The following is a 22,984-nucleotide window of genomic DNA, read 5'->3' as shown; positions in this document are numbered from 1 at the left end:
CGACCCTATTCCATCGGCACCGCGATAAACCGCAGGTCGCCATTGGCGGACGCGACCATCATCTGCGCATTGCGCCGGCCTTCCTGCTTCAGCGACTGCACCTTGTTCGCCACGGCATCCGGCGATTTCATGAATTCCTGCGCCACCTCGACGATCACGTCACCGGCCTTCAGCCCCTTTTCGGCAGCGGCAGAGCCCGGCGCGACCTCGGTCACGACAACGCCGTCGACGCTTTCGGCAATGCCGAAGGCCTTGCGGGTTTCGGGGCTGAGCAGCGAGAGCGACAGGCCGAGCACATGCTTGGGCGCGGTCTGGCCGGGCGTCGCCTGATCCTGGCCGGGGGGCTGGCTCTGGCCCTGCTGGTCCGGGCCTTGTCCCTGCTGCGGATCCTGTCCGTCAGGTGCGGTCTGGTTATCGCCGCCCTGATCCGGCTCGTCCATATCGTTATTCTCGCCGGGATCGGGATTGATGACCCCGTCGTCGCTGGAACTGTCGCCGGCGGCGGCCTGATCGCTGTCCTCGAGACGGCCGAGCGTCACCTTCACGGTCTGCTCCTTGCCGTCGCGCAGCACGACGACGTCGACCTGCTTGCCGACGGGGCTTTCGGCCACGACGCGCGGCAGGTCGCGCATCTCCGTGACGGCCTTGCCGTCGAATTTCAGGATGACGTCGCCGGCCTTGATCGAGCCGTCGTCGACCGGTCCGCCCTTGATGACGCCGGCAACCAGCGCGCCCTTGGCGCTGTCGAGGCCGAGGCTGTCGGCCACTTCGTCGGTGACGGGCTGGATGCGCACGCCGAGCCAGCCGCGCCGCGTCTCGCCATATTCGCGAAGCTGGTCGACCACGCCGGAAGCAAGTTCCGACGGCACCGAGAAGCCGATGCCGATCGAGCCGCCCGACGGAGAGATGATCGCCGTGTTGATGCCGATCACCTCGCCCTTCATGTTGAAGAGCGGACCGCCCGAATTGCCCTTGTTGATCGCCGCATCCGTCTGGATGAAATTGTCGTAGGGGCCGGCGTTGATGTTGCGCCCGCGCCCGGAAATGATGCCGACCGTCACCGATCCGCCGAAGCCGAACGGGTTGCCGATCGCCATCACCCAGTCGCCGATGCGCATGACGCTGGAATCGCCGAACTTGACGGATTTCAGCGGCTGCTTCGGCTCGACCTTGAGCACCGAAAGATCGGTCTTGGTGTCCGTGCCGATCAGCTTGGCCTTGAGCTTGGTGCCGTTGGCGAAATTGACCTCGATATCGTCGGCGCCCTCGATCACGTGGTTGTTGGTGACGATGTAGCCCGAGGGGTCGATGACGAAGCCGGAGCCGAGCGAGCTGACATTGTGGTTCGAACCGCGATTGCCCTGCTGCTTGTTGAAGAAATCGTTGAAGAATTCCTGGAAGGGCGAGCCGTCGGGCGCGCGCGGCGCAGGACCGACGCCCTCGTCGTCCTTCACGTTCTGCGAGGTCGAAATATTGACCACGGCATCGAGCAGCCCCTCGGCCAGGTCGGCCACGGAAGCCGGCCCGTTGGCCGGGGCCGTCATCTGCATCGGCGGCGCTGCCGGCGCGACCGCGGTGGGCGAAACCGGCGCCGCTTGAGGAGCGGCCGGGGCCGGTGCTGCCTGTTCAGGCGCCGCAGGAGCCGGAGCGGTCTGCGCATGCGCAATACCGCTTGCACCGACATGTGCCAGAAGGGCAGTGCCGGCCAGGAGCGCGAGCGTTCGTCTGAAGGGCGAGCGTGTCGTGGGGGCCATCAAGCTTCCTCGTCTGGGGTAAAGGCGCACATACACCATCAGCATAAGGCGGAATGATGGAGGGCGAAATCACCTTTTCGAGAAATCCCCGTGCGAATGTGATCGAGAGCCTTTCCTGGTTAGATTGCAGCAATCTAACCAGGAAAGGCTCTAGCCTCGCAAAAGCCAGACGAGACCCACGCCAAGCGCCATCGCGGCCAGCCCGAAAGCCCTGAGATGCCGCTCCGCAATCGTGGGAAGCAGCCGTGCCATCTCGACCAGAAAACGAGGGGCCAGCGCATAGGCCAGCCCCTCGATGATGAGGAAGAATGCAAGTCCCGTCAGGAAGTCCTGCATTCAATCCGTCGTTCAGTTCGCCGGCTGGGCCGGAGCTTCGGGCGCTGCCGGCGGCACGAGGCCGCCGGTCTGTCCGGGGGCCTGCGCCTGATTGCCGTTCGCACTGTCGAAATAGCGGAAGAACTCCGACGTCGGCGACAGGACCAGCATCGTGTCCTGCGAGGACAGAGCCGAGGAATAGGCCGACATCGAGCGGTAGAACTCGAAGAAGGCCGGATCCTTGCCGAAGGATTCGGCGAAGATGCGGTTGCGTTCCGCGTCGCCCTGACCACGCAGGATTTCGGAATCGCGCTGCGCATCGGCGGTGATCTCGACGACCTGGCGGTCGGCGACGGCGCGGCGGCGCTGGCCCTCTTCGTTACCCTCGGCGCGGATGCGCTCGGCCTCTGCCAGACGCTCGGAGCGCATGGCGTTGTAGGTGTTCGGCGCCACTTCCGGCGAAAGGTCCGTGCGGCGGATGCGCACGTCGTCGATATGCAGGCCGAGGTTTTCGGCGTCGATGCGCAGGTCGTCGCGGATCTCGAGCATCATCGCCACACGCTCTTCGGAGAGCGCCGCATTATAGTCCCTGAGACCGTAGACGCGGCGAAGCGAGGAATCGAGCTGCGCGCGCAGCCGTGCCTCGGCGGCGTCGCGGTCGCCCGACACGGTTTCGCGGAAACGGCGCACGTCGGCGATATTGTAGATCACGAAGGCGTCGACATCGAAGGTCTGGCCGTCCTGGACCTGAACGCGGATATTGTCGAGGTCGAGCCTCAGCGCCCGCTTTTCGACATATTGCACGCGGTCGGCATCCATGAAGCCGAAGGGCAGCTTGAAATAGATGCCCGGCTCGCTCTTGACCGACTGGATCTGGCCGAAGCGCACGACGATCGCCTGCTCACGCGCGTTGACCACGAAGATCGACGAATAGAGAATGACAAGCACGACCGCGACCGCGATCAGGATGGCGGGAAGTCTGTTCGATACCATGGTTCAACCTCCCTATCGTGCCGGTGCCGTGGTCGTCGGTCTGGTGATCTCGTTGAGCGGCAGGTAGGGCACGACGCCCTGCTTGTCGTCGATCACGACCTTCTTGGAGTTCTTCAGGACCTGCTCCATCGTTTCCAGGAACAGGCGCTTGCGCGTCACGTCGGGAGCTTTCGAATATTCGTCGTTGATGGCGGTAAAGCGCTGGGCCTCGCCTTCCGCTTCCTTGACGACGCGATCCTTGTAGGCGGCTGCGTCTTCGCGGATACGGGCGGCGTCGCCTCGTGCCTGACCGAGCTTCTGGTTCGTATAGCGGTTTGCGTCCTCGATCGTGCTGTCGCGGTCGCGGCCGGCACGCTGCACTTCTTCGAAGGCATCGGCGACCTCGCGCGGCGGCGCCACGTTCTGGATCGTCACGCCGGTGACGGTAATGCCGGCGCCGTAACGGTTCATCGTATCCTGGACGATATTGAGCACCTGCGTCTCGATCGGCTGGCGGTTGCTGCGGAAAGCGTCCTGTGCCGGACGGCGGCCGACGATCTCGCGCATGGCGCTGTCGGAAACCTGCTGCAGCGTTTCGGCCGGGTTCTCGACGCCGAAGAGATAGGCCTTCGGATCGCTGATCGTATAGAAGACGGCAAACTGCGCGTTGATGACGCTTCTGTCACCCGACAGCATCAGCCCGCTGGAGGAGCCGGCCGTCGTCGCGCCGATATTCTGCTGCTGCACCGTCACCTTGACCGTCTCGACGGTCTCGAACGGCCAGAAATGGAAATGCAGGCCCGGCATGGAAATCTCTTCCTTGGGCTTGCCGAAGCGCAGTTCCACGCCGCGCTCGTCCGGCTGGACGACGTAGATGCACTGGAAAAGCCAGAAGATCGCGATGACTGCGACGATGATCGCAACGACACCGCCGTTGAAACCGCCGGGCACGATGCCCCGCAGCTGGTCCTGTCCGCGACGGATAATGTCTTCCAGATCAGGCGGACCGCCCTTGCCGCCGCCACCGCGCGGACGGTTCGGCCCCTGCCCCCATGGTCCCTGATTGTTACCGCCGCCGCCCCAAGGGCCGCCGCCGCCATTCTGATTGCTCCAGGGCATCAAAACCTCGTTGTTCGTTAACTCCCACACATCCGACCGCCGTGGGGGCTGCCGGCGGATGCGATGGGACCGTTATAGGTATCGCCGCATAAGCTTTCAACGCGGCGTCAGAAACTTGGTCAATTTAATTGGAAAATAGTTCCTTTTCAGGCATCTCGACGTTCATAAACGACGAAACGGGTCGGATAGGTGTCCTTTTCCCCGGCCGGAACATCAAGGCTTTCGACCGCCACCCAGACGACGGGGTCGATGGGCGGAAAAGCGGTATCGCCATCCACGTCGGCCTCCACATGCGTGATGCACATGCGGTCGGCAATCTCCATCGCCTGCGCGTAGATCTGGCCGCCGCCGAGAATGGAAATCTCGCTCTCGCCCTGCTTGCGCGCCAGGTCCTGCGCCATGCCGATCGCCTCGCCCAGCGAACGGGCCATATGCACGTCGGGATGATCGATATCGGCATTGCGCGAGATCACCACGTGCTGACGCCCCGGCAGCGGCTTGCCGCCAAAGCTTTCGAAAGTCTTGCGGCCGACGACGACAGGCTTTCCAACCGTCATCGCCTTGAACCGCTTGAGATCGGTCGAAAGTCGCCAGGGCATGTCGCCGTCGCGTCCGATGATGCCGTTGCGCGCAACGGCGACGAAGATGGTCTTGCGGATATCGGACATCGGCGTTCTGGCCTTAAACAGCGATCGGCGCCTTGATATTGGCATCGGCTTCATAACCGACGAGTTCGAAATCCTCGTAGACGAAATCGAAGATGTCCTTGACGTCGCGCTTGATCGCCATGCGCGGCAGAGCACGCGGCTGGCGCGTCAGCTGCAGCTTCGCCTGGTCGAAATGGTTGTGGTAGAGATGCGCGTCGCCGAGCGTGTGGACGAACTCGCCATATTTCAGGCCCGTCACCTGCGCCACCATCATCGTCAGCAGCGCGTAGGAAGCGATGTTGAAGGGCACGCCGAGGAAAATATCGGCCGAGCGCTGGTAGAGCTGGCAGGAAAGCCTGCCGTCGGCTACGTAGAACTGGAACAGGCAGTGGCAGGGCGGCAGCGCCATATTGTCCACTTCCGCCGGGTTCCAGGCCGAGACGATGTGGCGGCGCGAATTCGGGTTCCTGACGATGCCCTTCACCAGATTGTCGATCTGGTCGATATGGCCGCCGTCGGGTGCCGGCCAGGAGCGCCACTGCGCGCCGTAGACGGGGCCGAGGTCGCCGTTCTCGTCGGCCCATTCGTCCCAGATGCTGACGCCGTGTTCGTGCAGGTAGCGGATATTGGTCTCGCCCTTGAGGAACCACAGAAGCTCGTGGATGATCGAGCGCAGGTGCAGCTTCTTCGTCGTCAGCACCGGAAAACCGGCTTCGAGATCGAAGCGCATCTGATGGCCGAAGACCGAGCGCGTGCCCGTACCCGTGCGGTCGCCGCGGTCGGTGCCGTTTTCCATCACATGGCTCAGGAGGTCGAGATATTGCTTCATGGTGTCAGCCGATTCCTTTTGCCGTCAATTTAAGGGCAAAGCGGCTCAAAACCAATGCTGCCGGCTGAATATCCAAGCAAAATCGCTGCCGGACACGACGCTTTTGTGACGTATCCCCTTCCCTTGCCGCGACAAAAACACTATATCACCCATGCCGGCTTTCGGGCCGGCTATGGCGATAAACGGGCGGTGGAATAAACCTATTGGACCCGGGGGCGGTACCCGGCGCCTCCACCAAAAGCAGGCGGCTATCCTTTGGGAGAAGGGCCTGTTTTTGATGGGGGCGAAACAGGATCGACAAGGGTGTAAAGATCGACTTTTCGCTCGGCATGATACCGCCGTTATCGGGTCACAAGTGTAGTTGCAAACGACAACAACGCTAAGGAATACGCTCTCGCTGCCTAATGGCGGTGCGGGAATTCCGCTCTAAGTCCTTACGGCTAGCCCCGTAAGGCGGGGTCCGAAGGCACCTGGCAACAGAAGCCTTCACCTTTCTCCCCTTTTTCAGCGAAATCATGTATGCTCGGCGGACGCATGAATCGGCTTGGCGCTTTCCCAAAGCGCCGGGACGTGCCATATAAGTTCGTGAAAAGACTTCCAAACCGACGAAAGACAGGAAAAGCATGGGGCAGGATCATATCCGCTACGACATTCTGGCACAGGACGCGCTGCGCGGCGTCATCCGCAAGGTCTTGGCCGAAGTCGCAACGACGGGCCGACTGCCCGGCGACCATCACTTCTTCATCACGTTTCTCACGGGCGCTCCCGGCGTGCGCATCTCGCAGCACCTGAAGTCGAAATATCCCGAGCAGATGACCATCGTCATCCAGCACCAGTTCTGGGACCTGAAGATCACCGAATCCCATTTCGAGATCGGCCTGTCCTTCTCCGACGTGCCGGAAAAGCTCGTTATCCCCTTCAACGCCATCAGAGGTTTCTACGACCCCTCGGTCAATTTCGAGCTGGAGTTCGACGTGCCGCTGAGCGATGGCGAGGAACTGCCCGCTGCCGAGATCACCGCCTATCCGGTTGACGCAGCCAAGGCCGATGATACGGCCGCAAAGCCCGCCGCAGAAGGCGAGGAAAAGAAACCGGGCTCCGTCGTATCGCTCGATTCGTTCCGCAAGAAGCAGTAATGCCGAGGGAGGCGAAAGCCTCCCTTTTTCTTTCATGACGGAGGCAACCGCATGAGCGCCGAAATCGTCAATTTGCGCCAGTTCCGCAAGCAGCAGGCTCGCTCCGAAAAGGAGAAGCAGGCAGAGCAGAACCGTATCTCCCACGGCCGCACCAAGGCCGAAAAGCAATTGACCCGCGCCCTTAACGAGAAGGCCGAAAAGGCGCTCGATCAGGGCCGGATCGAAGACGACAAGAGCTGATCGCCGGCAGGTGAAAAGCCTGAGCGATCAACCAGATGCGATTCCTGACTGAATCGCTTTCTCAACGAAGACGAAGCAGGCCGATGATCCGCAAACATTCGGCGACATTGCACGGGCACCGCACCAGTTTCTCGCTGGAAGACGAATTCTGGACCGAGTTGAAGGCGATTGCCGCAAGTCGCTCCGTGCCGCTCGCGGCACTGATATCGGAAATAGACGACAGCCGCGCGCCTGACAGCAACCTCTCCTCGGCGCTGCGCCTGCACGTCCTGTACTGGCTGAAAAACGGCGCCGCGAGCGCCTGACCGGCCGGCCCACGCAGGCGCCTGCTACTGGGCCTGAACGCCCGGCAGCTGGTCGAAATTGAGCTGGCCGGGCGGCAGGGGCTGTTCGGCCCGACGCGCGGCCTCGGCCTCAGACGCAGCCTTTGCCTTCGCTTCCGCCTCGGCCCTGGCACGCGCCTCCGCTTCGGCCTTGCGCTGGGCCGCCTCCTGGGCCAGGACGCGCAGCCGCTGCTCTTCCGCCTGCCGCTGCCGCTCGATTTCGGCAGCAGCAACCCGCTGGGCGTCGTTGAAGCGATAGAGCGCCACCTCGCGCCGCAGCCGCTGTTTTTCCAGCACGTTGGCCTGCAGCCGTTCGACCCGCCGCCGCTCGCGCTCGAAGGCGCGCAGCGAGAGATAGCTGGTGATGTCGGTCACATCCATCGTCTTGCCCGGCGAGGCCAGCAGGCCGGAAAAATTCAGCCGGATGCCGGGCTCCGCGCCGGAAAGCGCCTCCGCTCCGGGATTGAAGCCGATGGCGAGCGTGGCGCTGATGCGCTCCTGCGGCAGTTCGATCTGCGCATCGCCGGTCAGGTGCGCCAGATCGTTGGCGACGCTGACATTCTGGATCCGCAGCGTTCCGTCGGTCACGTTAAAGGGAATGCCGAGCGGCGGCAGCTTCGCCTCGCCGTTGTTGAGCAGCGTCTCGACGATCGGATGCACCTTGCCGGCATTGATCTGGTCCTGCATCGGATCGGTCGCCGCCAGAAGCGGCGCCAGGATCGCAAGGTTGAGCCCGCGGACGCTCGTCTCGCCGAGCCGGATTTCCCCCGAGCCGTTCAGCGAGCTTGCAATCTCGGAAACGGACTTGCCGGAGGCTTCGAGCGCCAGCGACATGCCGAACTTGCCGTTGGCGACGGGCGCCCCGTCGCGCGGCCAGATGACGCCGGCAAGATCGGAATCGGCCAGCGCCAGCCGCGACTGCAGGAAGCCCGTGCCGTTGGCATTGGTGAAGAGCAGGTTGCCGGAGAGCCTCCCGCCCTCCCAGCCGCCGGCCATGTCGTTGAGCTGCAGCTCGTCGCCCTTGTAGGTAACGTTCGAGGTGAAATCGTTGACCGCCGTGTTGAAAAGCCCCGGCCAGAACTGCTTGGCGGCGAGCTTCAGGTTGACGTCGATATCCCGGAAGAGCGGCAGGCCGAGCGCCGCCGTCGTCAGCTGGCCGTTGGCGGGGTCGCGGATCTGCCCGAACACGGCCTCGCCGAGCCAGCCGAGATCGGCCTTGGCAAGCGTAAGCGCGCCGCTGGCACTCGTCTTTGCCGCCTTGCGGTCGAAGGTCAGCGCGCCCGAAAAATCATTGTCGGCCGCATGGCCGTTGAGATCGGCAAGCACAATCTTGTCGGCGTCGATCGTCGCATTGGTCTGCAATTTGAAGGGCAGCCCGGTGCCGAGTTCCGGCAGGGCGATGCCGTTCATGACCAGGTAGGGGTCGAGATCCGCGCTTTCGAGCGAAACGGCGACATTGCCGTTCATGAACGTATCGGGCCGCACATCGACCTTGCCGTTTGCCGTAAACGAGGTCCGGTCGGTCGCAAAGGTCAGCGCCGCATCGGCCGGATCGTTGTCGCTTGCCGTCACCTTCAGCGTCAGGCGCCCGTTGGCGCCGGCATCGACCGGCAGCGGATCGAGGCCCGCCTGCCCGAAGAGGATCGACGGCACGGCATTGTCGAGCGTCGCTTCAAGCGTCGTCGTGCCGTTGCCGGTCAGCGCCAGGAGGTCGGACATACGGTAGTCGAGATTGACGCGGCTGCCATTGGTGACACCCGCCAGCGTCACCGCCAGCGCGTTGCCGTCATCGCCGCCGAGCGTCAGCGCGCCGCGCAGCGCCGTGTTGCCGTACCAGCCCGCGTTGCGCACCAGCCGGTCCATGACCGGGTGATGCGGCAGGTGCTCGCGCAGCATGGCGAAGAAGGGGCCGGGATCGGCGGCCTTGAAGGTGATCTCGCCGGTGCCCTTGTAGTCGAGCAGCGATCCCTCGGCCTTGCCCGTCGCCGTCAGTTCCGCGCCCGCAAGGTTCTTGATCGAAAGCCGGTCGACGGAAAGCGCGCCGTCAGCGAGCGTAAACGTGGTCTCGACATTCTCGGCCTGCACGCCGAAGGCGGTGAATTTGTCGGCCTTGAGCTGCGCGGCAATCCGGTGGTCGAGCACGTTGTCGCCGGCATCCTGGCCGGTAAAGAGCCCGGTCAGCGCCCGCAGCGCATCGAGGTCGAGCGCATCGCCGTTCAGCGCCACCGAAAGCGACGGCGTCTGGCCCTCGGTCGCCTGCCGCTCCAGCCGGCCTTTCAGCGTCGCGGCGCCGATCGCGATTTCCAGATTCTCGAAGCGCTGCAGATCGTGCGTCAGGCTGACATTGGCGGAAAAGCCCGCCTGCCGCAGCTGCCGGATGGCCGGGTCGACCGAGCCCGCCAGCCAGGAGGCGAGCCCCGTCGGCTGGCTGGAGGCAACCACCATCTGGCCGTTGAAGGAGGGATCGCCCGTCAGCGTCAGCTTGCCCTTGCCTTCCACCTGCGTGCGGCCGGGCAGCGTGCCGACGGCACTGTCGATCATCCAGCCGTTGCCGGCGGGCTCTAGTTCCAGCGCCACGTCGCGGATCGTCGTATCGCCGGCCACGATGGCCGGCAGGCGCACCGTCGCCTTGCCCGGCACCTGCGGGATCGGCACCTGGCCGACAATATCGAGCAGCGAGCTCAGCCGCTGGCGCGCCGAAACGGCCGGGTCGCGATTGGTCTTGCCGGCCGCGCCCTGATTGCCGATGCGGTTGACGTCGATCTGCTGGCCGTCGGCGGTCAGCAGGAATTCCGGCGCACTGCCGGTATCGAGCGTCGCCTCGCCGGTGATCACGTAGGGGTCGCTGGTCGAGCCGACTTCCATGCGGTATTCGGGAATGCGGATGCGATCGTTGGTAAGCTCGAAACGCCCCTTGAGGCGCGGCGGCGCCTCCCCCTTCTCGGTCTTGCCCTCGCGGCTTTCGATCGCGGCAGAGAGCGTGCCCTGATAGTTCGGCCGGCTGTCGACCAGCTTCAGCTCGCCGTCGAGATCGACCGTGACGGGATGCTTGTCCGGCGCAAGCCGGGTGCGCACGCGCAGCACGCCCCTGTCGTCCGGCTGATTGCTGGAAACGGAGAAACTGCCATGTTCGCCGTCGAGCGAGCCGTCGCCCTCGATACGCCATGGACCGGCGAGCGATTTCGCCGACATCTCGGCGTTCAGTCCCGTCACGCTGCGCGAACGGCCGGACTGGTCGTCGACGAACTCGATCTCGCCGCCGTTGACATGCACGTTTTCCAGAACGACCGTCTTGGCCGGGATTTCCGGCTGGCTGCCGCGCATCCAGTCCAGCGAGCCGTCCTTCAGAAGCCGCAGCCGCACCTTGGGGTTGACGACGCGCATGTCGAAGATCAGCGCTTCGCCGGACAGGAACGGCGCAAGCTCGGCATCCATGGAGAACTGCTCGACCTGCACGACCGGCGTGCCGTCTTCCTCCTGGCCGACGCGCACGTCATGCAGCGTCACGGACGGAAAGGGCAGAAGCCGCGCATCGACCGTGCCGTGAACCGTCACCTTCTTGCCGATGATGCGGCTTGCCTGATCCTCGAAATTCTTGCGGAAGTCCGTCCAGTCGATGAACAGCGGTGCCAGCAGCGCCACGAAGAGCACTACGACGATCACTCCTCCTAGAAAGACGAGGAACCGGCCTACCAAGTCAGGGATTCTCCATTCGGGATTCTGTTGCCGACACTAGCGCTATTCATGCCGGGAGCAAGGGCCAAGATCATGAGATTGTTCCATTTTCAGCCCAGATAAAAAATCTTGCCGGGATTGAGGATATTGTCGGGATCGAGCGACCGCTTGATCTGGCGCATCAGATCCACGCTCCCCCCGAGCTCCTGCTCCAGAAACGCCATTTTCCCCTGCCCGATCCCGTGTTCGCCCGTGCATGTTCCGTCCATCGCCAGCGCCCGCGCGTTCAGCCGGGCAACGAATTCCTCGGCCGTGGCAATACCCGCCGCACTCTTGTCGTCGAACAGAAGCTGCACATGGAAGTTCCCGTCGCCCGCATGGCCGACGATCGGCGCCAGCAAACCGTTTGCCTCAATATCGGCCTGCGTTTCGGCAACGCAATCCGCAAGCCGCGATATCGGAACACAAACATCGGTCGAAAGTACGGCAAGCCCCGGCGCCAGCGCCCGCACCGACCAATAGGCGTCGTGACGCGCCTTCCAGAGCCTGGTCCGCTCCTCCGGGCTCGCCGCCCATTTGAATTCGCCGCCGCCGCATTCGGCGGCGATCTCGGCAAAGGCGGCCGATTGCAGCGCCACCGTCTCCTCCGTGCCGTGGAATTCGAGGAAGAGCGCCGGGCTTTCCTCATAGGGAAGCTTGGCATAGGCGATGCTGGCGCGCATCTGCAGCGCATCGACAAGCTCGATGCGCGCGACCGGAATACCCATCTGGATCGTCATGATGACGGCGTCGCAGGCCGCCTTGACGCTCGGGAAGGCGCAGACGCCGCCGGCGATCTTCTGCGGAATACCGTGCAGGCGCAGCGTCACCGAGGTCAGGATGCCGAGCGTACCCTCCGCCCCCACGAAAAGCCGCGTCAGGTCGTAGCCGGCGGACGACTTGCGGGCGCGCCGCGCCGTGCGGATTTCCTCGCCGGATGCGGTGACTGCCGTAACGGCAAGCACATTGTCCTTCATCGTTCCGTAACGTACGGCATTGGTGCCGGAGGCCCGCGTCGAGGTCATGCCGCCGATCGAGGCGTTGGCGCCGGGATCGATCGGAAAAAACAGGCCGGTATCGCGCAGATGGAGGTTCAGGGCCTCGCGCGTGACGCCCGGTTCGACCGTGCAGTCGAGATCCTCGGGATTGACTTCGAGCACCCGGTTCATCCGGCTGAAATCGATGGAAATGCCCCCGTTCGGCGCATTGACCTGCCCCTCGAGCGAGGAGCCGGTGCCGAAGCCGATCACCGGCACCTTATGGTCGGCGCAGGCCCTGACGACGGTCTTCACATCGTCGGCGGTCTCGGCAAACAGCACGCCGTCGGGCAATTGGGCGGGAATATAGGTGGTCGTGTGCGCATGCTGGGCGCGAAAAGCCTGGCCGGTCTGGAAGCGCTCTCCGAAGCGCTGTTTGAGAATGCCGGTGACGGCCTCGATGCCCGCCTCGTTTCGCACCCCGGCCTTTGCGTCGCGCAGTGCCATGCCCTTGATCTCCCTGCATTCCACAGCCTGCTACAGCATCTGTAGCAGGCCGGGTATGAGGCAAGTCAAAGCGGCTGTCCAGCCAAGATTCGGGAAGATGTCATCAGGGCTTTGTTGTAGGAACCGCAGGCGGGTTGAGCCGCGCGAAGCCCTCCTGCCGATAATAGGGAAAATAGGGATAGGGCGGCGTCACGGCGCTGACCGCATCCAGCCGCCCGATCTGCTCCGGCGTCAGCCGCCAGCCGACGGCCCCGAGATTTTGCCTGAGCTGCTCCTCGTTGCGCGCGCCGATGATGACGCTTGCAACCGTCGGCCGGCCGATCAGCCAGTTGATGGCGATCTGCGGCACCGTCCTGCCGGTCTCGGCAGCGATCGCGTCCAGCACATCGACAATATCGAAAAGCCTCTCGTCGTCGACAGGCGGGCCATAATCCGCCGTCCGGTGCAGCCGGCTTGCCTCGGGAAGCGCCGCACCGCGCCGGATCCTGCCGGTCAGCCGCCCCCAGGCGAGCGGGCTCCAGACGAGCGCCCCCACCTGCTGGTCGGCGGCCAGCGGCATCAGCTCCCACTCATAGTCGCGGCCCGCCAGCGAATAATAGACCTGGTGGGCGACATGACGCGGGTAGCCGTATTTTTCGGAAAGCCCGAGCGAATTCATCAGCTGCCAGCCGGAAAAATTGGACGCGCCGACATAACGCACCTTGCCCGACGCAACCAGCCGGTCGAGCGCCGAAAGCACCTCCTCGACCGGCGTCGAGGCATCGAAGGCGTGAAGCTGCAGAAGGTCGATATAGTCGGTGCCGAGCCGGCGCAGCGCATCCTCGGTCGCGCGCATCAGCCGCGCCCGCGACGTACCCCAGTCGTTCGGCCCCTCGCCCATCGGCAGCGCCGTCTTGGTCGAGATCAGCACCGCATCGCGCCTTCCCGAAATCGCCTGCCCCAGCACCTCCTCGGAAGCACCGGCCGAATAGACGTCGGCCGTATCGAACAGGGCGACACCCGCCTCCAGGCAGATATCCACCATCCGCCGCGCCTCCTGCGCGTCCGTCGTGCCCCAGGCGCCGAAAAGCGGCCCGCTGCCGCCGAAAGTGCCGGCCCCGAAGCTCAGCACCGGCACCTTCAGGCCCGATGCGCCGAGATTTCTGTATTCCATGATCCGATCTCCTGTTTCGTGAAGAGATAGACCCGGCCGGCTCGATGATATAGATTGCCTCGAAGCATATCATCTGTGATTTCAATTCATCATGAGCCGTCAGGACATCAATCGATCCGGCGAAATGGAAGTCTTCGTCAGCGTCGTCGAACGCGGCGGCTTTTCCGCCGCCGCAGAGGCGCGGCGCATGACGCCGTCGGCCGTCAGCAAGCTGGTCGCCCGGCTGGAAGCAAGGCTCGGCGCCCGCCTCGTCAACCGCTCGACGCGCAAGCTGCAGCTGACGCCGGAAGGCTGCGCCTTCTACGAGCGCAGCGTGGCGATCCTCGCCAACATATCGGAGGCCGAGCGTTTCGCCTCGGCCGGCGAACAGGCGGCCGGCCGCATCGCCGTCAATACCAGCGGCTCCTTCGGCAACCATGTTCTCGCGCCGCTGATCCCGGCCTTCATGGCCGGGCATCCGGGCGTGACGCTCGATATTACCCATACCGACAGGATCGTCGATCTCCTGGAAGAGCGCGCCGATGTGGCGATCCGCACCGGGCCGCTGAAGACGTCGAGCCTGATCGCCCGCAAGCTCGGCTCGGCGAGAAAGACCATCGTCGCCTCGCCCGACTATCTCAAGCGGCATGGCGAGCCGCGCTCGGTCGCAGAGCTGCACGCCCATCGCCGCATCGGCTTTTCCTATGCCCGGGCGCTGGAAGGCTGGTCGCTCATGGACAATGGCGAGACAGTCACCATCCCGCTTACGCCGGGCCTGCAGGTCGGCGATGGCGAGGCCATGCGCTATCTGGCCCTCGCGGGCGCCGGCCTTGCCCGCCTCGCCGACTTCACCGTTCGCGCCGACATCGCCGCCGGCCGGCTCGTTCCGGTGCTGGAAGCGCTCAATCCCGGCGATGTCGAGGATTTTTATGCCGTCTATATCGGCCAGGGCGGCCCCTTGCCGGCGCGCGTTCGCGCCCTGCTCGATTTCCTTGCCGAACACGTCAGGCTTTAGGCGCAAAAAGGCCAGATTCCGCAATTGACCCCTTGGCCGCCGCGCGCCTATACCGGGGCTGCGCCTGCCGGCCCTCGCAGCCGGCCTCTTCATGCTGCCGGGGCCTCCTCCCACCTTCGCCTTCGGGCCTGCTCCGGTCGAAAAGTTCGGGGACTACAATTTTGGACGCAAGCAGCTTCCATCAGAAAGCGAGCCTGCCCAAATGGGCATTGCTGCTCGCCTTGTCGGCCATTCTCGTCCTCTTCCTCGAACTCTTTGCCCTGCCCGCCTCGCTGCTGATCGGCCCGATGGTCGCGGCCATCGTCCTGGCGCTCACCATCGGCAAGGGGCAGCTGCGCGTGCCCTACTGGCCGCTGCAGTTCGGCCAGGTGCTGGTCGGCCTCCTGATGGCGCGCAACATCACGCCCGACATCCTCGGCACCATGGCGAAGGACGCGCCGCTCTTCTTCGTCTTCATCGTTTCCGTCATCGCCATCGCTGCCGGCCTCGGCTGGCTCCTGACGCGCTGGCAGGTGCTGCCCGGCACCACCGCCGTCTGGGGCTCGACGCCCGGCGGCGCCTCGGCCATGGTCATCATGTCGGAAGCCTATGGCGCCGATGCCCGCCTCGTCGCCTTCATGCAATATCTGCGTGTCGTCTTCGTCGCCGTCGGCGCCTCCGTCATCTCCCGCCTCTGGGTAGCCGCCGATGGCGAGGCGCCGCCGCCTGTCATCTTCTTCCCGCCGGTCGACTGGCCGGCCTTCGCCCTCACCGTCGCCTTCGCCGCCCTCTGCTGCTACGCGGTCTTCCGCTTCCGCATCCAGGGCGGCAATATCGTGGTTCCGCTGTTTGCCGGCGCCGTGCTGCAGGGTTTCGGCCTCCTCAAGATCGAGCTGCCGACCTGGATCCTGGCCTTGAGCTACGCGATGATCGGCTGGAGCATCGGCCTGCGTTTCACCCGCTCCATCATCAAACATGCCGCCCGCGCCCTGCCGCGCGTCTCGGCCTCGATCATCATCCTGATGGCGCTCTGCGGCTGCATGGCGGTGGCGCTTCACACATTCGCCGGCATCGACCCGCTGACCGCCTATCTCGCCACCAGCCCCGGCGGCGCGGATTCCGTCGCCATCATCGCCGCCTCGAGCGATGTCGACGTGCCCTTCGTCATGGCCATGCAGACCGGCCGTTTCCTGATCATATTGCTGATCGGCCCGGCGCTCGCCCGCTTCATCGCCAGGCGCTCCGGACTGGCTGAAAATTCCGCCTGAGCGGAGATCAAGCACCGGCGCTTCAACGCACCGGTGCTTCGGCTCGGATAGCCCTGCCTAGGCCACAAGCCCCTTGGTCAGTTCGAGAGCCTGCCGCTCGAACAGCCGGCGATAGATGCCGTCGTTGAGCCGGATGAGCGCCTGATGGTCGCCCTCTTCGACGATCATTCCCTTGTCGAACACGAGCAGCCGGTCCAGCGCCCGCACCGTCGAAAGGCGGTGGGCGATGACCAGCGTCGTGCGGCCGTCCATCAGGCGCTCCATGGCCTGCTGGATCTGCACTTCGCTCTCGCTGTCGAGGCTGGAGGTGGCCTCGTCCAGGATCAGCACCGGCGCATCGGCCAGAAACGCCCGCGCGATGGCGACGCGCTGACGCTCGCCGCCCGAAAGCTTGACGCCGCGTTCGCCCACCATCGTCTCGTAGCCCTTCGGCAGGTCCATGATGAAACCATGGGCGCTCGCCTGCCGTGCCGCATTCTCGATCTCGCGTCTGGAGGCATTCGGCCGTCCGTAGGCGATGTTCTCGGCCAGAGTGCGGTGAAACAGGATGGGCTCCTGCTGCACGATGGCGATCTGGCTGCGCAGGCTCGATTGCGTCACTTCGGCAATATCCTGACCGTCAATGCGGATCGCCCCGGCATTCACGTCATAGAGGCGCTGGATGAGCTTGACGAAAGTCGTCTTGCCCGACCCGGAATGCCCGACCAGACCGACCCGCTCCCCCGGTTTGATCGTGACCGAGAAATCCTCGTAGAGCGCGGTCGGATGGGCGCCATACTGGAAGGTGACGCGGTCGAAGACGATCTCGCCCCTGCCGATTGCGATCGCCTTCGCATTCGGCCTGTCCTCGATGCCGAGCGGCGTCCTGTCGAGCAGGACAAGCTCTTCCATGTCGTTGACGGCGCGCTGCAGGTTTCTGATGTCCTGCCCGACCGAGCGCAGATAGCCCTGCAGGACGAAGAACATCGCCAGCACGAAGGTGATGTCGCCGGGCGTTGCCAGCCCCTGCTGCCACATGACAAGGCCGGTGCCGAGAATGCCGGCCTGCATGGAAACCATCATGAAGCCCTGGATCGTGCCGTTCAGCGTTCCGCGCTTCCATGTGCGCCGCGTGCGGTTGTCCCACCTGGCAAGCACATGGCGCAGGCGCTCCTCCTCGCGCCTTTCGGCACCGAAGGCTTTCACCACCGAGTTGCAGCTGATGGCATCCGCCAGCGCGCCGCCGAGCTTCGTGTCCCAGGCATTGGCAAGCTTTGCCGCCGGCGACACGAAACCCATCGAAAGCGCCACGGTCACGCCGATATAAACAAGCGATCCCGCAGCCACGATCAGGCCCATGACCGGCCAGTAGCTGCCGAGCACGATACTGGCGCCCACCAGCATGACGAGCGACGGCAGCAGAGCGATCAGCAGCAGGTCGTTGAGCGCGTCGAGCGCCCACATGCCGCGGGTGATCTTGCGCACCGTCGAGCCGGCAAAACTGTTGGCATGCCAGTCGGTCGAGAAGCGCTGCACCTTGTGGAAGCCGCTATTGACCACATCGACCATGATGCGCAGCGTCAGCCGGATGATCCCGGCGAAGATGAACCAGCGCAGGGCGACACTGGTCAGGCCAAGGCTCACGACGACAGCGAAGGAGCGGATGGCGCCGTCTGCCGCATTGCCGCCGGCGATCGCGTCGACGATCCGGCCGGAAAATACCGGCACCAGGACTTCGGCCAGCGTGCTGGCAATGACCAGAAGGATGATGGTGCCCACCAGAGCGGGGCGATGCGTCCACTGACGAAAAACAAAGCCGAGCACGTTGCGATACGCATCGGCACGGAAGTCGAACTTCTTGCGAGCCATTTTACCAGTCCGACCCCGCATTTCGGCAGCCGGCCCCAAAATCGAGAGTTGAAGAACACAGCCGCAACAGGGGACGAACCGGTCCCGGCAGATCAGTCGAGCTGTGAAAGAAAATAAAACCGCATCTCGCGCCCCCTGGCGGGCCGCGAATTGGAATGACCTAGTGTCGCATCATTCCGGACGGGAGGACTTCGATGAATGCTGATGTCATACAACGCCTCCTTTGGTTGATCTGCAGCGGTGACAGGTTATGTACCGGACAAATTCGACTTTGCCAACCGATGTTTTCTACTTTGCGGAGAATGATGCGCGGATGACACAACATCGGGGCGTTGAAAGAGCCGCCTCCATCATCCGCCTCGTTCGCCCCCTTGAAATCAGGAGCGCGACAGTCCGCCGCCGCCGGCCTCCGCCGCGTGAAACCGCTGAAGCCCCATCCAGCGCCCCGGCGTCACGCCATAGGCCTTCTTGAAATGCCGGATGAAATGCGCCTGGTCGGCAAAACCGGTGGCGGCCGCCACATCGGCAAAACTCTCCCCCTCGCCCATCAGCGCCTTGGCCTGCTGCAGCCGCCGCATCAGCATGTAGCGGTGCGGGCTGGTGGCGAAGGCCGTGCGGAAATGCCGTGACAGGGTGAACCGGTCGAGGCCGGTAATGTTTTCCAGCTCGCCCGAGCGCACGGCCCTCAGCGCATGCGCCTCCAGATAGTCGCGCGCCGCCCGCACCTGTTTCCAGGCAACCGGCCCCAGAGCCCGGCGGCGCACCTGCGAATGCCGCGACAGGCCGCCGGCGACACGGCTGACGAAATCGTCGACGAAAAGCTCGTCGAGCTCCCGGTCGAGTTCGCCGAGCGCGGCGAGCAGCACCTGCGCCAGCGCTCCGTCGGCGATCACGGGCTGGTCGACAAAGGGAAGGCCGATCTTCTCCGCCGCCAGGCATTCCATCAGAAGCGCCGGCTCCATGTAGAGCATGCGGTAATGCAGGCTCGCCTCCGTCGCCGCCCCGCCGTCATGCTCCTCGTCGGGATGCAGCACGATCACCTGCCCCGGCAGGCTGAAGCGCCGTTCGCCGCGATAGGTGAAAGTCTGCACGCCGTGCAGCGTCACGCCGAGCGCGTAGGTATCGTGCCGGTGCGGCTCGAACATATTGCCCGAGAACTGCGCCTCGATGCGCTCGATGCCGGGAAAGGCAGGCGCCGTGAGGATGCCGCTGCCCTCGGGCGCGGACAGTATGCCGCTGCCCCCCTGCGGTTCGCACAAACGTTCAAGACCCTCGAAGGCCCGTGGCGTTAGATCCTGGCTCAATGCCTTGTCGATACCCTGATGAAAGAGACTGGAATGTTTGATACCAAAATTGCGATCGTCCTGCGAAACAATCTTGCCGGCTGGCAGAAACTGAATGTCACGGCCTTCCTTTCGACAGGCATCGCCGCCCAATATCCCGAAATCATCGGCGAGCCCTACAAGGACCGCGCCGGCAACCTCTTCAACGCATTGTCCATCCAGCCGATCATCGTGCTGGCCGCCGACGAGGCGACGATGTCGACGATCCACCGCCGCGCGCTGGAGCGCGAGGTGACCTCCTCCGTCTTCATCGAGGAAATGTTTGCGACCGGCCATGATGCGGCCAACCGCGCCGTCTTCGCCGAATACGCCCCCGATGACGCCAAGGTGGTCGGCATCGCCGTCCGGGCCGACAAGAAGGTTGTCGACAAGATCACCAAGGGCGCCAGGATGCAGGCGTGAGCCACCGTGCGGCGGCGAGAGCCTGTGCGATCGTCCGGCCCCGGAGCGCCCCTGGTCTCTCTCGTCATGCTCGGGCTTGTCCCGAGCATGACGTCGATAGAGTGCAAGGCCTGTCTGGAACAACGAACCCTTTGCTAGCCGTTTCAGCGGACCAGCAACGCCTCGGCGATCTGCACCGCGTTCAGCGCCGCCCCCTTCAGCAACTGGTCGCCGACGACAAAGAGCGCGATGCTGCGTGCGGAGGGATCGCCGAGATCCTTTCGGATGCGGCCGACCAGCACATCGTCCTGCCCCGACGCTTCCGACGGCATCGGGAAACGATTGGCGCCCCGGTCGTCCACCAGCTTGAGCCCCGGCGCATCGGCCAGCAGGCCGCGCGCCTCTTCCGGCGTTACGGCTTCATCGAATGTGGCCGTGATCGCCATGCCGTGCGCCCGCAGCACCGGCACGCGGATACAGGTGACGCCGACCGGAAGCTCATCCGCGCCGAGAATGCGCCTCGTTTCGGCAATCACCTTCAGTTCCTCGCCATTGTAGCCGCTCTCCTGATCCATCTCGGCATTGTGGCTGAAGAAGTTGAAGGCATAGGGATGCGGCAGGATGCGGGGCCGGTAGCTCTCGCCTCTGAGATAGGCCGCGGTCGATTCTCTCAGTTCCTCCATCGCCGCGGCCCCCGCCCCGGACGCGGACTGATAGGTGGCGATGTTCAGCCGGCGGATCGGATGCGCCCTGTGCAGCGGCGCCAGCGCCACGGTCGCGATCGCCGCCACGCAATTCGGATTGGCGATGATGCCGCTGTGGGAGGCCAGCGCCGCGCCGTTCACCTCGGGCACGACCAGCGGCACGTCGGCATGCATGCGGAAGGCGGAAGAATTGTCGACGACGATGGCGCCGGCCCGCACCGCCGCATCGGCATATTGCCTGGAAATGCCGCTGCCGGCCGAAAACAGCGCAAGATCGATCCCCTCGAAACTCGCTTCGCCCAATTCCTCCACGGCAATCTCCCGTCCGGCAAAGGGCAGCGTCCTGCCGGCGGAGCGGGCGGAAGCAAGCAGCCGCAGCCGGCTGAGCGGGAAATTCCGCCGCTCCAGGCATTGCAGCAGTTCCACGCCGACCGCGCCCGTGGCGCCGACAATGGCGACGGCAGGCGTTGGCGTGCGCAACCGGCGGGAAAGGGTTGAAGCGGTATCGTCGAGTTTGGTCAGCATATGTCTCTCACGTCTGGAATGAGAGAACGGGACCTGTCTCGCTTTGCGGCCCCGTCCGTCTCCGGTGGGGCCTTCGGGTGATCTGCGCTATGCCAGTGACCGCGCATGCACCGAGGAACGCCCCGAAAGGACGGTCGTTTTCGTCGTGCATTTTTTGGTCGTCATCATGCGCATGGGCAAGCTGTAGCACGAAGCCAAACCGGCCGCCAGACGCCTTGCCGCCTCAAACGAAAACGTCCCCCGCATCGCTGCGGAGGACGACAAGACCTGCCGGACAGGACGTGCCGGCCCTTGCCCGATCAGCTCTGCGTGATCGGTGCGATCTGGATTTCGACGCGGCGGTTCTGCGCACGGCCGGCTTCGGTCGCGTTGGAGGCGACCGGCTGCGACGGGCCGAAGCCGACGGCCGAAACGCGGCGCTGGTCGATGCCCTGGCCCTGCAGGTAGCTCGCGACCGAATAGGCGCGGCGCTCCGACAGTTCCTGGTTATGCTGCAGGCTGCCGGTGGAATCCGTGTGGCCGTTGATGTCGATGAGCGTGCGGTTGAACTTGCGCAGCACGATCGCCACGGAATTCAGCGTCGGATAGAAGCCCGGCTTGACCGCATCCTGGTCGATATCGAAGGTGATGTTCGACGGCATGTTGAGGATGATGTTGTCGCCCTGGCGGGTGACGGAAATGCCGGTGCCTTCGAGCTGGGCGCGAAGCTCGGCTTCCTGCTGGTCCATGTAATTGCCGATCGCGCCGCCGGCGAGCGCGCCGATGCCGGCGCCGATCAGCGCCGCGTTGCGCTTGCCGTGGCCGCCGCCGCCGACGGCGACACCGACGAGAGCGCCGCCGAGCGCGCCAAGGGCAGCACCACCGGCGGTGTTCGATACCTTCTGCTCACCAGTATAGGGATCGGTCGTCGTGCAGGCTGAAAGGTAGCTCGCCGCAACGGCCAGAAGGATGAATTTCTTGATCATGGACAGGAGGTTCTCCGTTCGAAGCTGGTGCGAGCAGATATGAAGAAATGCGGCAACAAGATGAAGATATCAATCTGATAAGCCAAATTCCCCGCGGGAAACATCGCCCTGTTGCAGCCCCGTCCCGATATCACCAGTTTTGTTGGCATCGCCCACCTGCCTCAGTCGATCCCGCGGCGCTTCGCATAGGCCGCCCGCGCCGCGTCCATGCGCGCGGAGTTGGCGACGACCCATTCGGCAAGGCCGCGAACCGGGTCCAGGAATTCCTGGCCGAGATCCGTCAGCGCATATTCGACCTGCGGCGGCGTGGTGGGCGTGACGGTGCGGGAAACGAAGCCGTTCTCCTCAAGCTCCCGCAGCGTCGATGCCAGCACCTTCTGGCTGATTTCGCCGACCTCGCGGCGAAGCGCGTTGAAGCGCAGCGGTCCCTGGCCAAGCACGCGCACCACCAGCAGGCTCCACTTGTCGCTGATGCGCGCCAGCACGCGGCTGATGTGATCGCAGGCGTGAACCTGTCCGCACTCGTCGGCGGCCTCGCAAGGGACGGTTTCCCCGTGGTTATCTGGTTTCAATAAAGTGCCTCCTTGTGCGCCTTCGCAAACCGTCCGTAATCTGGTTACCGTTGGAAACCAGCATACAGGAGGTTACTTTGAATTCTAAGCCCCGCATCGCCGTGATTATCGGTTCCACCCGCCCCACCCGATTCGCCGATGCCCCGGCACAATGGATTTTGAAACAGGCACAAGCCCGTGGCGACATGGATCCGGAGCTGATCGACCTGCGCGACCACCCTCTCCCCTTCTTCGACGAAATGGCGTCGAACCTGTGGATGCCGAGCCAGAATCCCGAAGCGGTGCGCTGGCAGGAAACGGTCGGCCGTTTCGACGGCTATATTTTCGTCGTCGCCGAATACAACCACTCGATCACCGCCGCCCTGAAGAACGCGCTCGATCAGGCCTATAAGGAATGGAACCGCAAGCCCTTCACCGCCATCGGCTACGGCAGCACGGGCGCCACGCGCGCCGTCGAACATCTGCGGGGCATCGGCGTGGAACTGCAGATGGTCTCGACCCATGCGGCCGTGCATATCGCCGGCGGCGACTTCAGGGCCATCCATCCGGCTTTCGGCAACAAGCCGATCAGCGAGATCGAGGCAAACCTCCTGCCGACGGCCAGGACCGCGCTTGACGAACTCGTCTGGTGGGCCAGGGCGACGATGGCCGCCAAGGCAGCCTGAATCCGGATAGTTCCCGAAACGGCAGACCGCGCGGCAGCCCCGGCCACCGCGCGG

At 64.3% G+C, this 22,984-nt stretch carries 21 protein-coding genes and 1 other RNA gene; 8 read left to right on the top strand and 14 right to left on the bottom strand.

What is annotated here, in order from left to right; genetic code table 11:
* Window positions 1-5: 5 nt before the first annotated feature.
* From ACU8HS_RS17035 to ACU8HS_RS17010, 6 genes are all read right to left on the bottom strand, one after another.
* A complete protein-coding gene (locus ACU8HS_RS17035) occupies window positions 6-1,754 on the bottom strand; it encodes a Do family serine endopeptidase (RefSeq protein ID WP_447014743.1) in 1,749 nt (582 codons plus the stop codon).
* A gap of 150 nt (window positions 1,755-1,904) precedes the next feature.
* On the bottom strand, window positions 1,905-2,090 hold the full coding sequence (locus ACU8HS_RS17030; RefSeq protein WP_447014742.1) for a DUF2065 domain-containing protein: 186 nt from the start codon (window positions 2,088-2,090) through the stop codon (window positions 1,905-1,907).
* A gap of 12 nt (window positions 2,091-2,102) precedes the next feature.
* Entirely contained in the window at window positions 2,103-3,062 is a 960-nt protein-coding gene (gene hflC / locus ACU8HS_RS17025; RefSeq protein WP_447014741.1) for a protease modulator HflC, read from the bottom strand.
* 12 nt (window positions 3,063-3,074) lie between these two features.
* Window positions 3,075-4,160 (bottom strand): FtsH protease activity modulator HflK, encoded by a 1,086-nt coding sequence (gene hflK, locus ACU8HS_RS17020; protein ID WP_447014740.1) that lies wholly within the window; start codon window positions 4,158-4,160, stop codon window positions 3,075-3,077.
* 146 nt (window positions 4,161-4,306) lie between these two features.
* Window positions 4,307-4,828 (bottom strand): dihydrofolate reductase, encoded by a 522-nt coding sequence (locus ACU8HS_RS17015; RefSeq protein ID WP_447014739.1) that lies wholly within the window; start codon window positions 4,826-4,828, stop codon window positions 4,307-4,309.
* A gap of 13 nt (window positions 4,829-4,841) precedes the next feature.
* Window positions 4,842-5,636: a thymidylate synthase gene (locus ACU8HS_RS17010; protein WP_447014738.1), complete on the bottom strand. Its 795-nt coding sequence runs from the start codon at window positions 5,634-5,636 to the stop codon at window positions 4,842-4,844.
* Between the two features lie 114 nt (window positions 5,637-5,750).
* Here ACU8HS_RS17010 and ssrA point away from each other — a divergent pair.
* The 4 genes from ssrA (at window position 5,751) to ACU8HS_RS16990 (ending at window position 7,317) form a co-directional block, all read left to right on the top strand.
* Window positions 5,751-6,127, top strand: a transfer-messenger RNA (tmRNA) gene (gene ssrA / locus ACU8HS_RS17005).
* Between the two features lie 132 nt (window positions 6,128-6,259).
* Window positions 6,260-6,772, top strand: coding sequence for an SspB family protein (locus tag ACU8HS_RS17000; RefSeq protein ID WP_112569046.1), 513 nt, complete (start codon window positions 6,260-6,262; stop codon window positions 6,770-6,772).
* Between the two features lie 51 nt (window positions 6,773-6,823).
* A complete protein-coding gene (locus ACU8HS_RS16995) occupies window positions 6,824-7,012 on the top strand; it encodes a DUF4169 family protein (RefSeq protein WP_112569044.1) in 189 nt (62 codons plus the stop codon).
* Between the two features lie 83 nt (window positions 7,013-7,095).
* Window positions 7,096-7,317, top strand: a complete 222-nt coding sequence (locus ACU8HS_RS16990) for a ribbon-helix-helix domain-containing protein (RefSeq protein WP_377311462.1) — start codon at window positions 7,096-7,098, stop codon at window positions 7,315-7,317.
* A 24-nt stretch (window positions 7,318-7,341) separates the two neighbouring features.
* Here the strand turns inward: ACU8HS_RS16990 and ACU8HS_RS16985 are convergent, their stop codons facing one another.
* From ACU8HS_RS16985 to ACU8HS_RS16975, 3 genes are all read right to left on the bottom strand, one after another.
* Window positions 7,342-11,031, bottom strand: a complete 3,690-nt coding sequence (locus ACU8HS_RS16985; RefSeq protein ID WP_447014737.1) for an AsmA family protein — start codon at window positions 11,029-11,031, stop codon at window positions 7,342-7,344.
* A gap of 89 nt (window positions 11,032-11,120) precedes the next feature.
* Window positions 11,121-12,533 carry an FAD-linked oxidase C-terminal domain-containing protein gene (locus tag ACU8HS_RS16980; RefSeq protein WP_113499512.1) on the bottom strand — a complete coding sequence of 471 codons (1,413 nt, stop codon included), beginning with the start codon at window positions 12,531-12,533 and terminating at the stop codon, window positions 11,121-11,123.
* A gap of 103 nt (window positions 12,534-12,636) precedes the next feature.
* A complete protein-coding gene (locus ACU8HS_RS16975; RefSeq protein ID WP_447014736.1) occupies window positions 12,637-13,686 on the bottom strand; it encodes an aldo/keto reductase in 1,050 nt (349 codons plus the stop codon).
* 91 nt (window positions 13,687-13,777) lie between these two features.
* Here ACU8HS_RS16975 and ACU8HS_RS16970 point away from each other — a divergent pair, with 91 nt between their 5' ends.
* Entirely contained in the window at window positions 13,778-14,680 is a 903-nt protein-coding gene (locus tag ACU8HS_RS16970; RefSeq protein ID WP_447014735.1) for a LysR family transcriptional regulator, read from the top strand.
* Window positions 14,681-14,841: 161 nt separating this feature from the next.
* Entirely contained in the window at window positions 14,842-15,927 is a 1,086-nt protein-coding gene (locus ACU8HS_RS16965; protein WP_112569032.1) for an AbrB family transcriptional regulator, read from the top strand.
* Between the two features lie 57 nt (window positions 15,928-15,984).
* Here the strand turns inward: ACU8HS_RS16965 and ACU8HS_RS16960 are convergent, their stop codons facing one another.
* Both ACU8HS_RS16960 and ACU8HS_RS16955 read right to left on the bottom strand, forming a co-directional pair.
* On the bottom strand, window positions 15,985-17,775 hold the full coding sequence (locus tag ACU8HS_RS16960) for an ABC transporter ATP-binding protein (RefSeq protein ID WP_447014734.1): 1,791 nt from the start codon (window positions 17,773-17,775) through the stop codon (window positions 15,985-15,987).
* A 377-nt stretch (window positions 17,776-18,152) separates the two neighbouring features.
* Window positions 18,153-19,079 carry an AraC family transcriptional regulator gene (locus tag ACU8HS_RS16955; protein WP_447014733.1) on the bottom strand — a complete coding sequence of 309 codons (927 nt, stop codon included), beginning with the start codon at window positions 19,077-19,079 and terminating at the stop codon, window positions 18,153-18,155.
* A 33-nt stretch (window positions 19,080-19,112) separates the two neighbouring features.
* Between ACU8HS_RS16955 and ACU8HS_RS16950 the strand changes: the two genes are divergently transcribed.
* Window positions 19,113-19,520, top strand: coding sequence for a DUF2000 family protein (locus ACU8HS_RS16950; RefSeq protein WP_112703198.1), 408 nt, complete (start codon window positions 19,113-19,115; stop codon window positions 19,518-19,520).
* 143 nt (window positions 19,521-19,663) lie between these two features.
* On the opposite strand, the gene ACU8HS_RS16945 is transcribed toward ACU8HS_RS16950, so the two are convergent.
* The 3 genes from ACU8HS_RS16945 to ACU8HS_RS16935 form a co-directional block, all read right to left on the bottom strand.
* Window positions 19,664-20,728, bottom strand: a complete 1,065-nt coding sequence (locus ACU8HS_RS16945) for an aspartate-semialdehyde dehydrogenase (protein WP_447014732.1) — start codon at window positions 20,726-20,728, stop codon at window positions 19,664-19,666.
* 299 nt (window positions 20,729-21,027) lie between these two features.
* The gene (locus ACU8HS_RS16940) at window positions 21,028-21,693 is read right to left on the bottom strand and encodes an OmpA family protein (protein ID WP_112569022.1); all 666 of its coding nucleotides are present in this window, start codon (window positions 21,691-21,693) and stop codon (window positions 21,028-21,030) included.
* Between the two features lie 161 nt (window positions 21,694-21,854).
* Window positions 21,855-22,265 (bottom strand): winged helix-turn-helix transcriptional regulator, encoded by a 411-nt coding sequence (locus tag ACU8HS_RS16935; RefSeq protein ID WP_447014731.1) that lies wholly within the window; start codon window positions 22,263-22,265, stop codon window positions 21,855-21,857.
* A 77-nt stretch (window positions 22,266-22,342) separates the two neighbouring features.
* On the opposite strand from ACU8HS_RS16935, the gene ACU8HS_RS16930 reads away from it, so the two are divergent.
* Entirely contained in the window at window positions 22,343-22,930 is a 588-nt protein-coding gene (locus ACU8HS_RS16930) for an NAD(P)H-dependent oxidoreductase (RefSeq protein ID WP_112569018.1), read from the top strand.
* The last annotated feature ends 54 nt before the right edge of the window (window positions 22,931-22,984 follow it).

The sequence above is a fragment of the Rhizobium sp. KDH_Rht_773_N genome (assembly GCF_052946295.1).
This window is presented reverse-complemented; position numbering and strand designations above follow the sequence as displayed.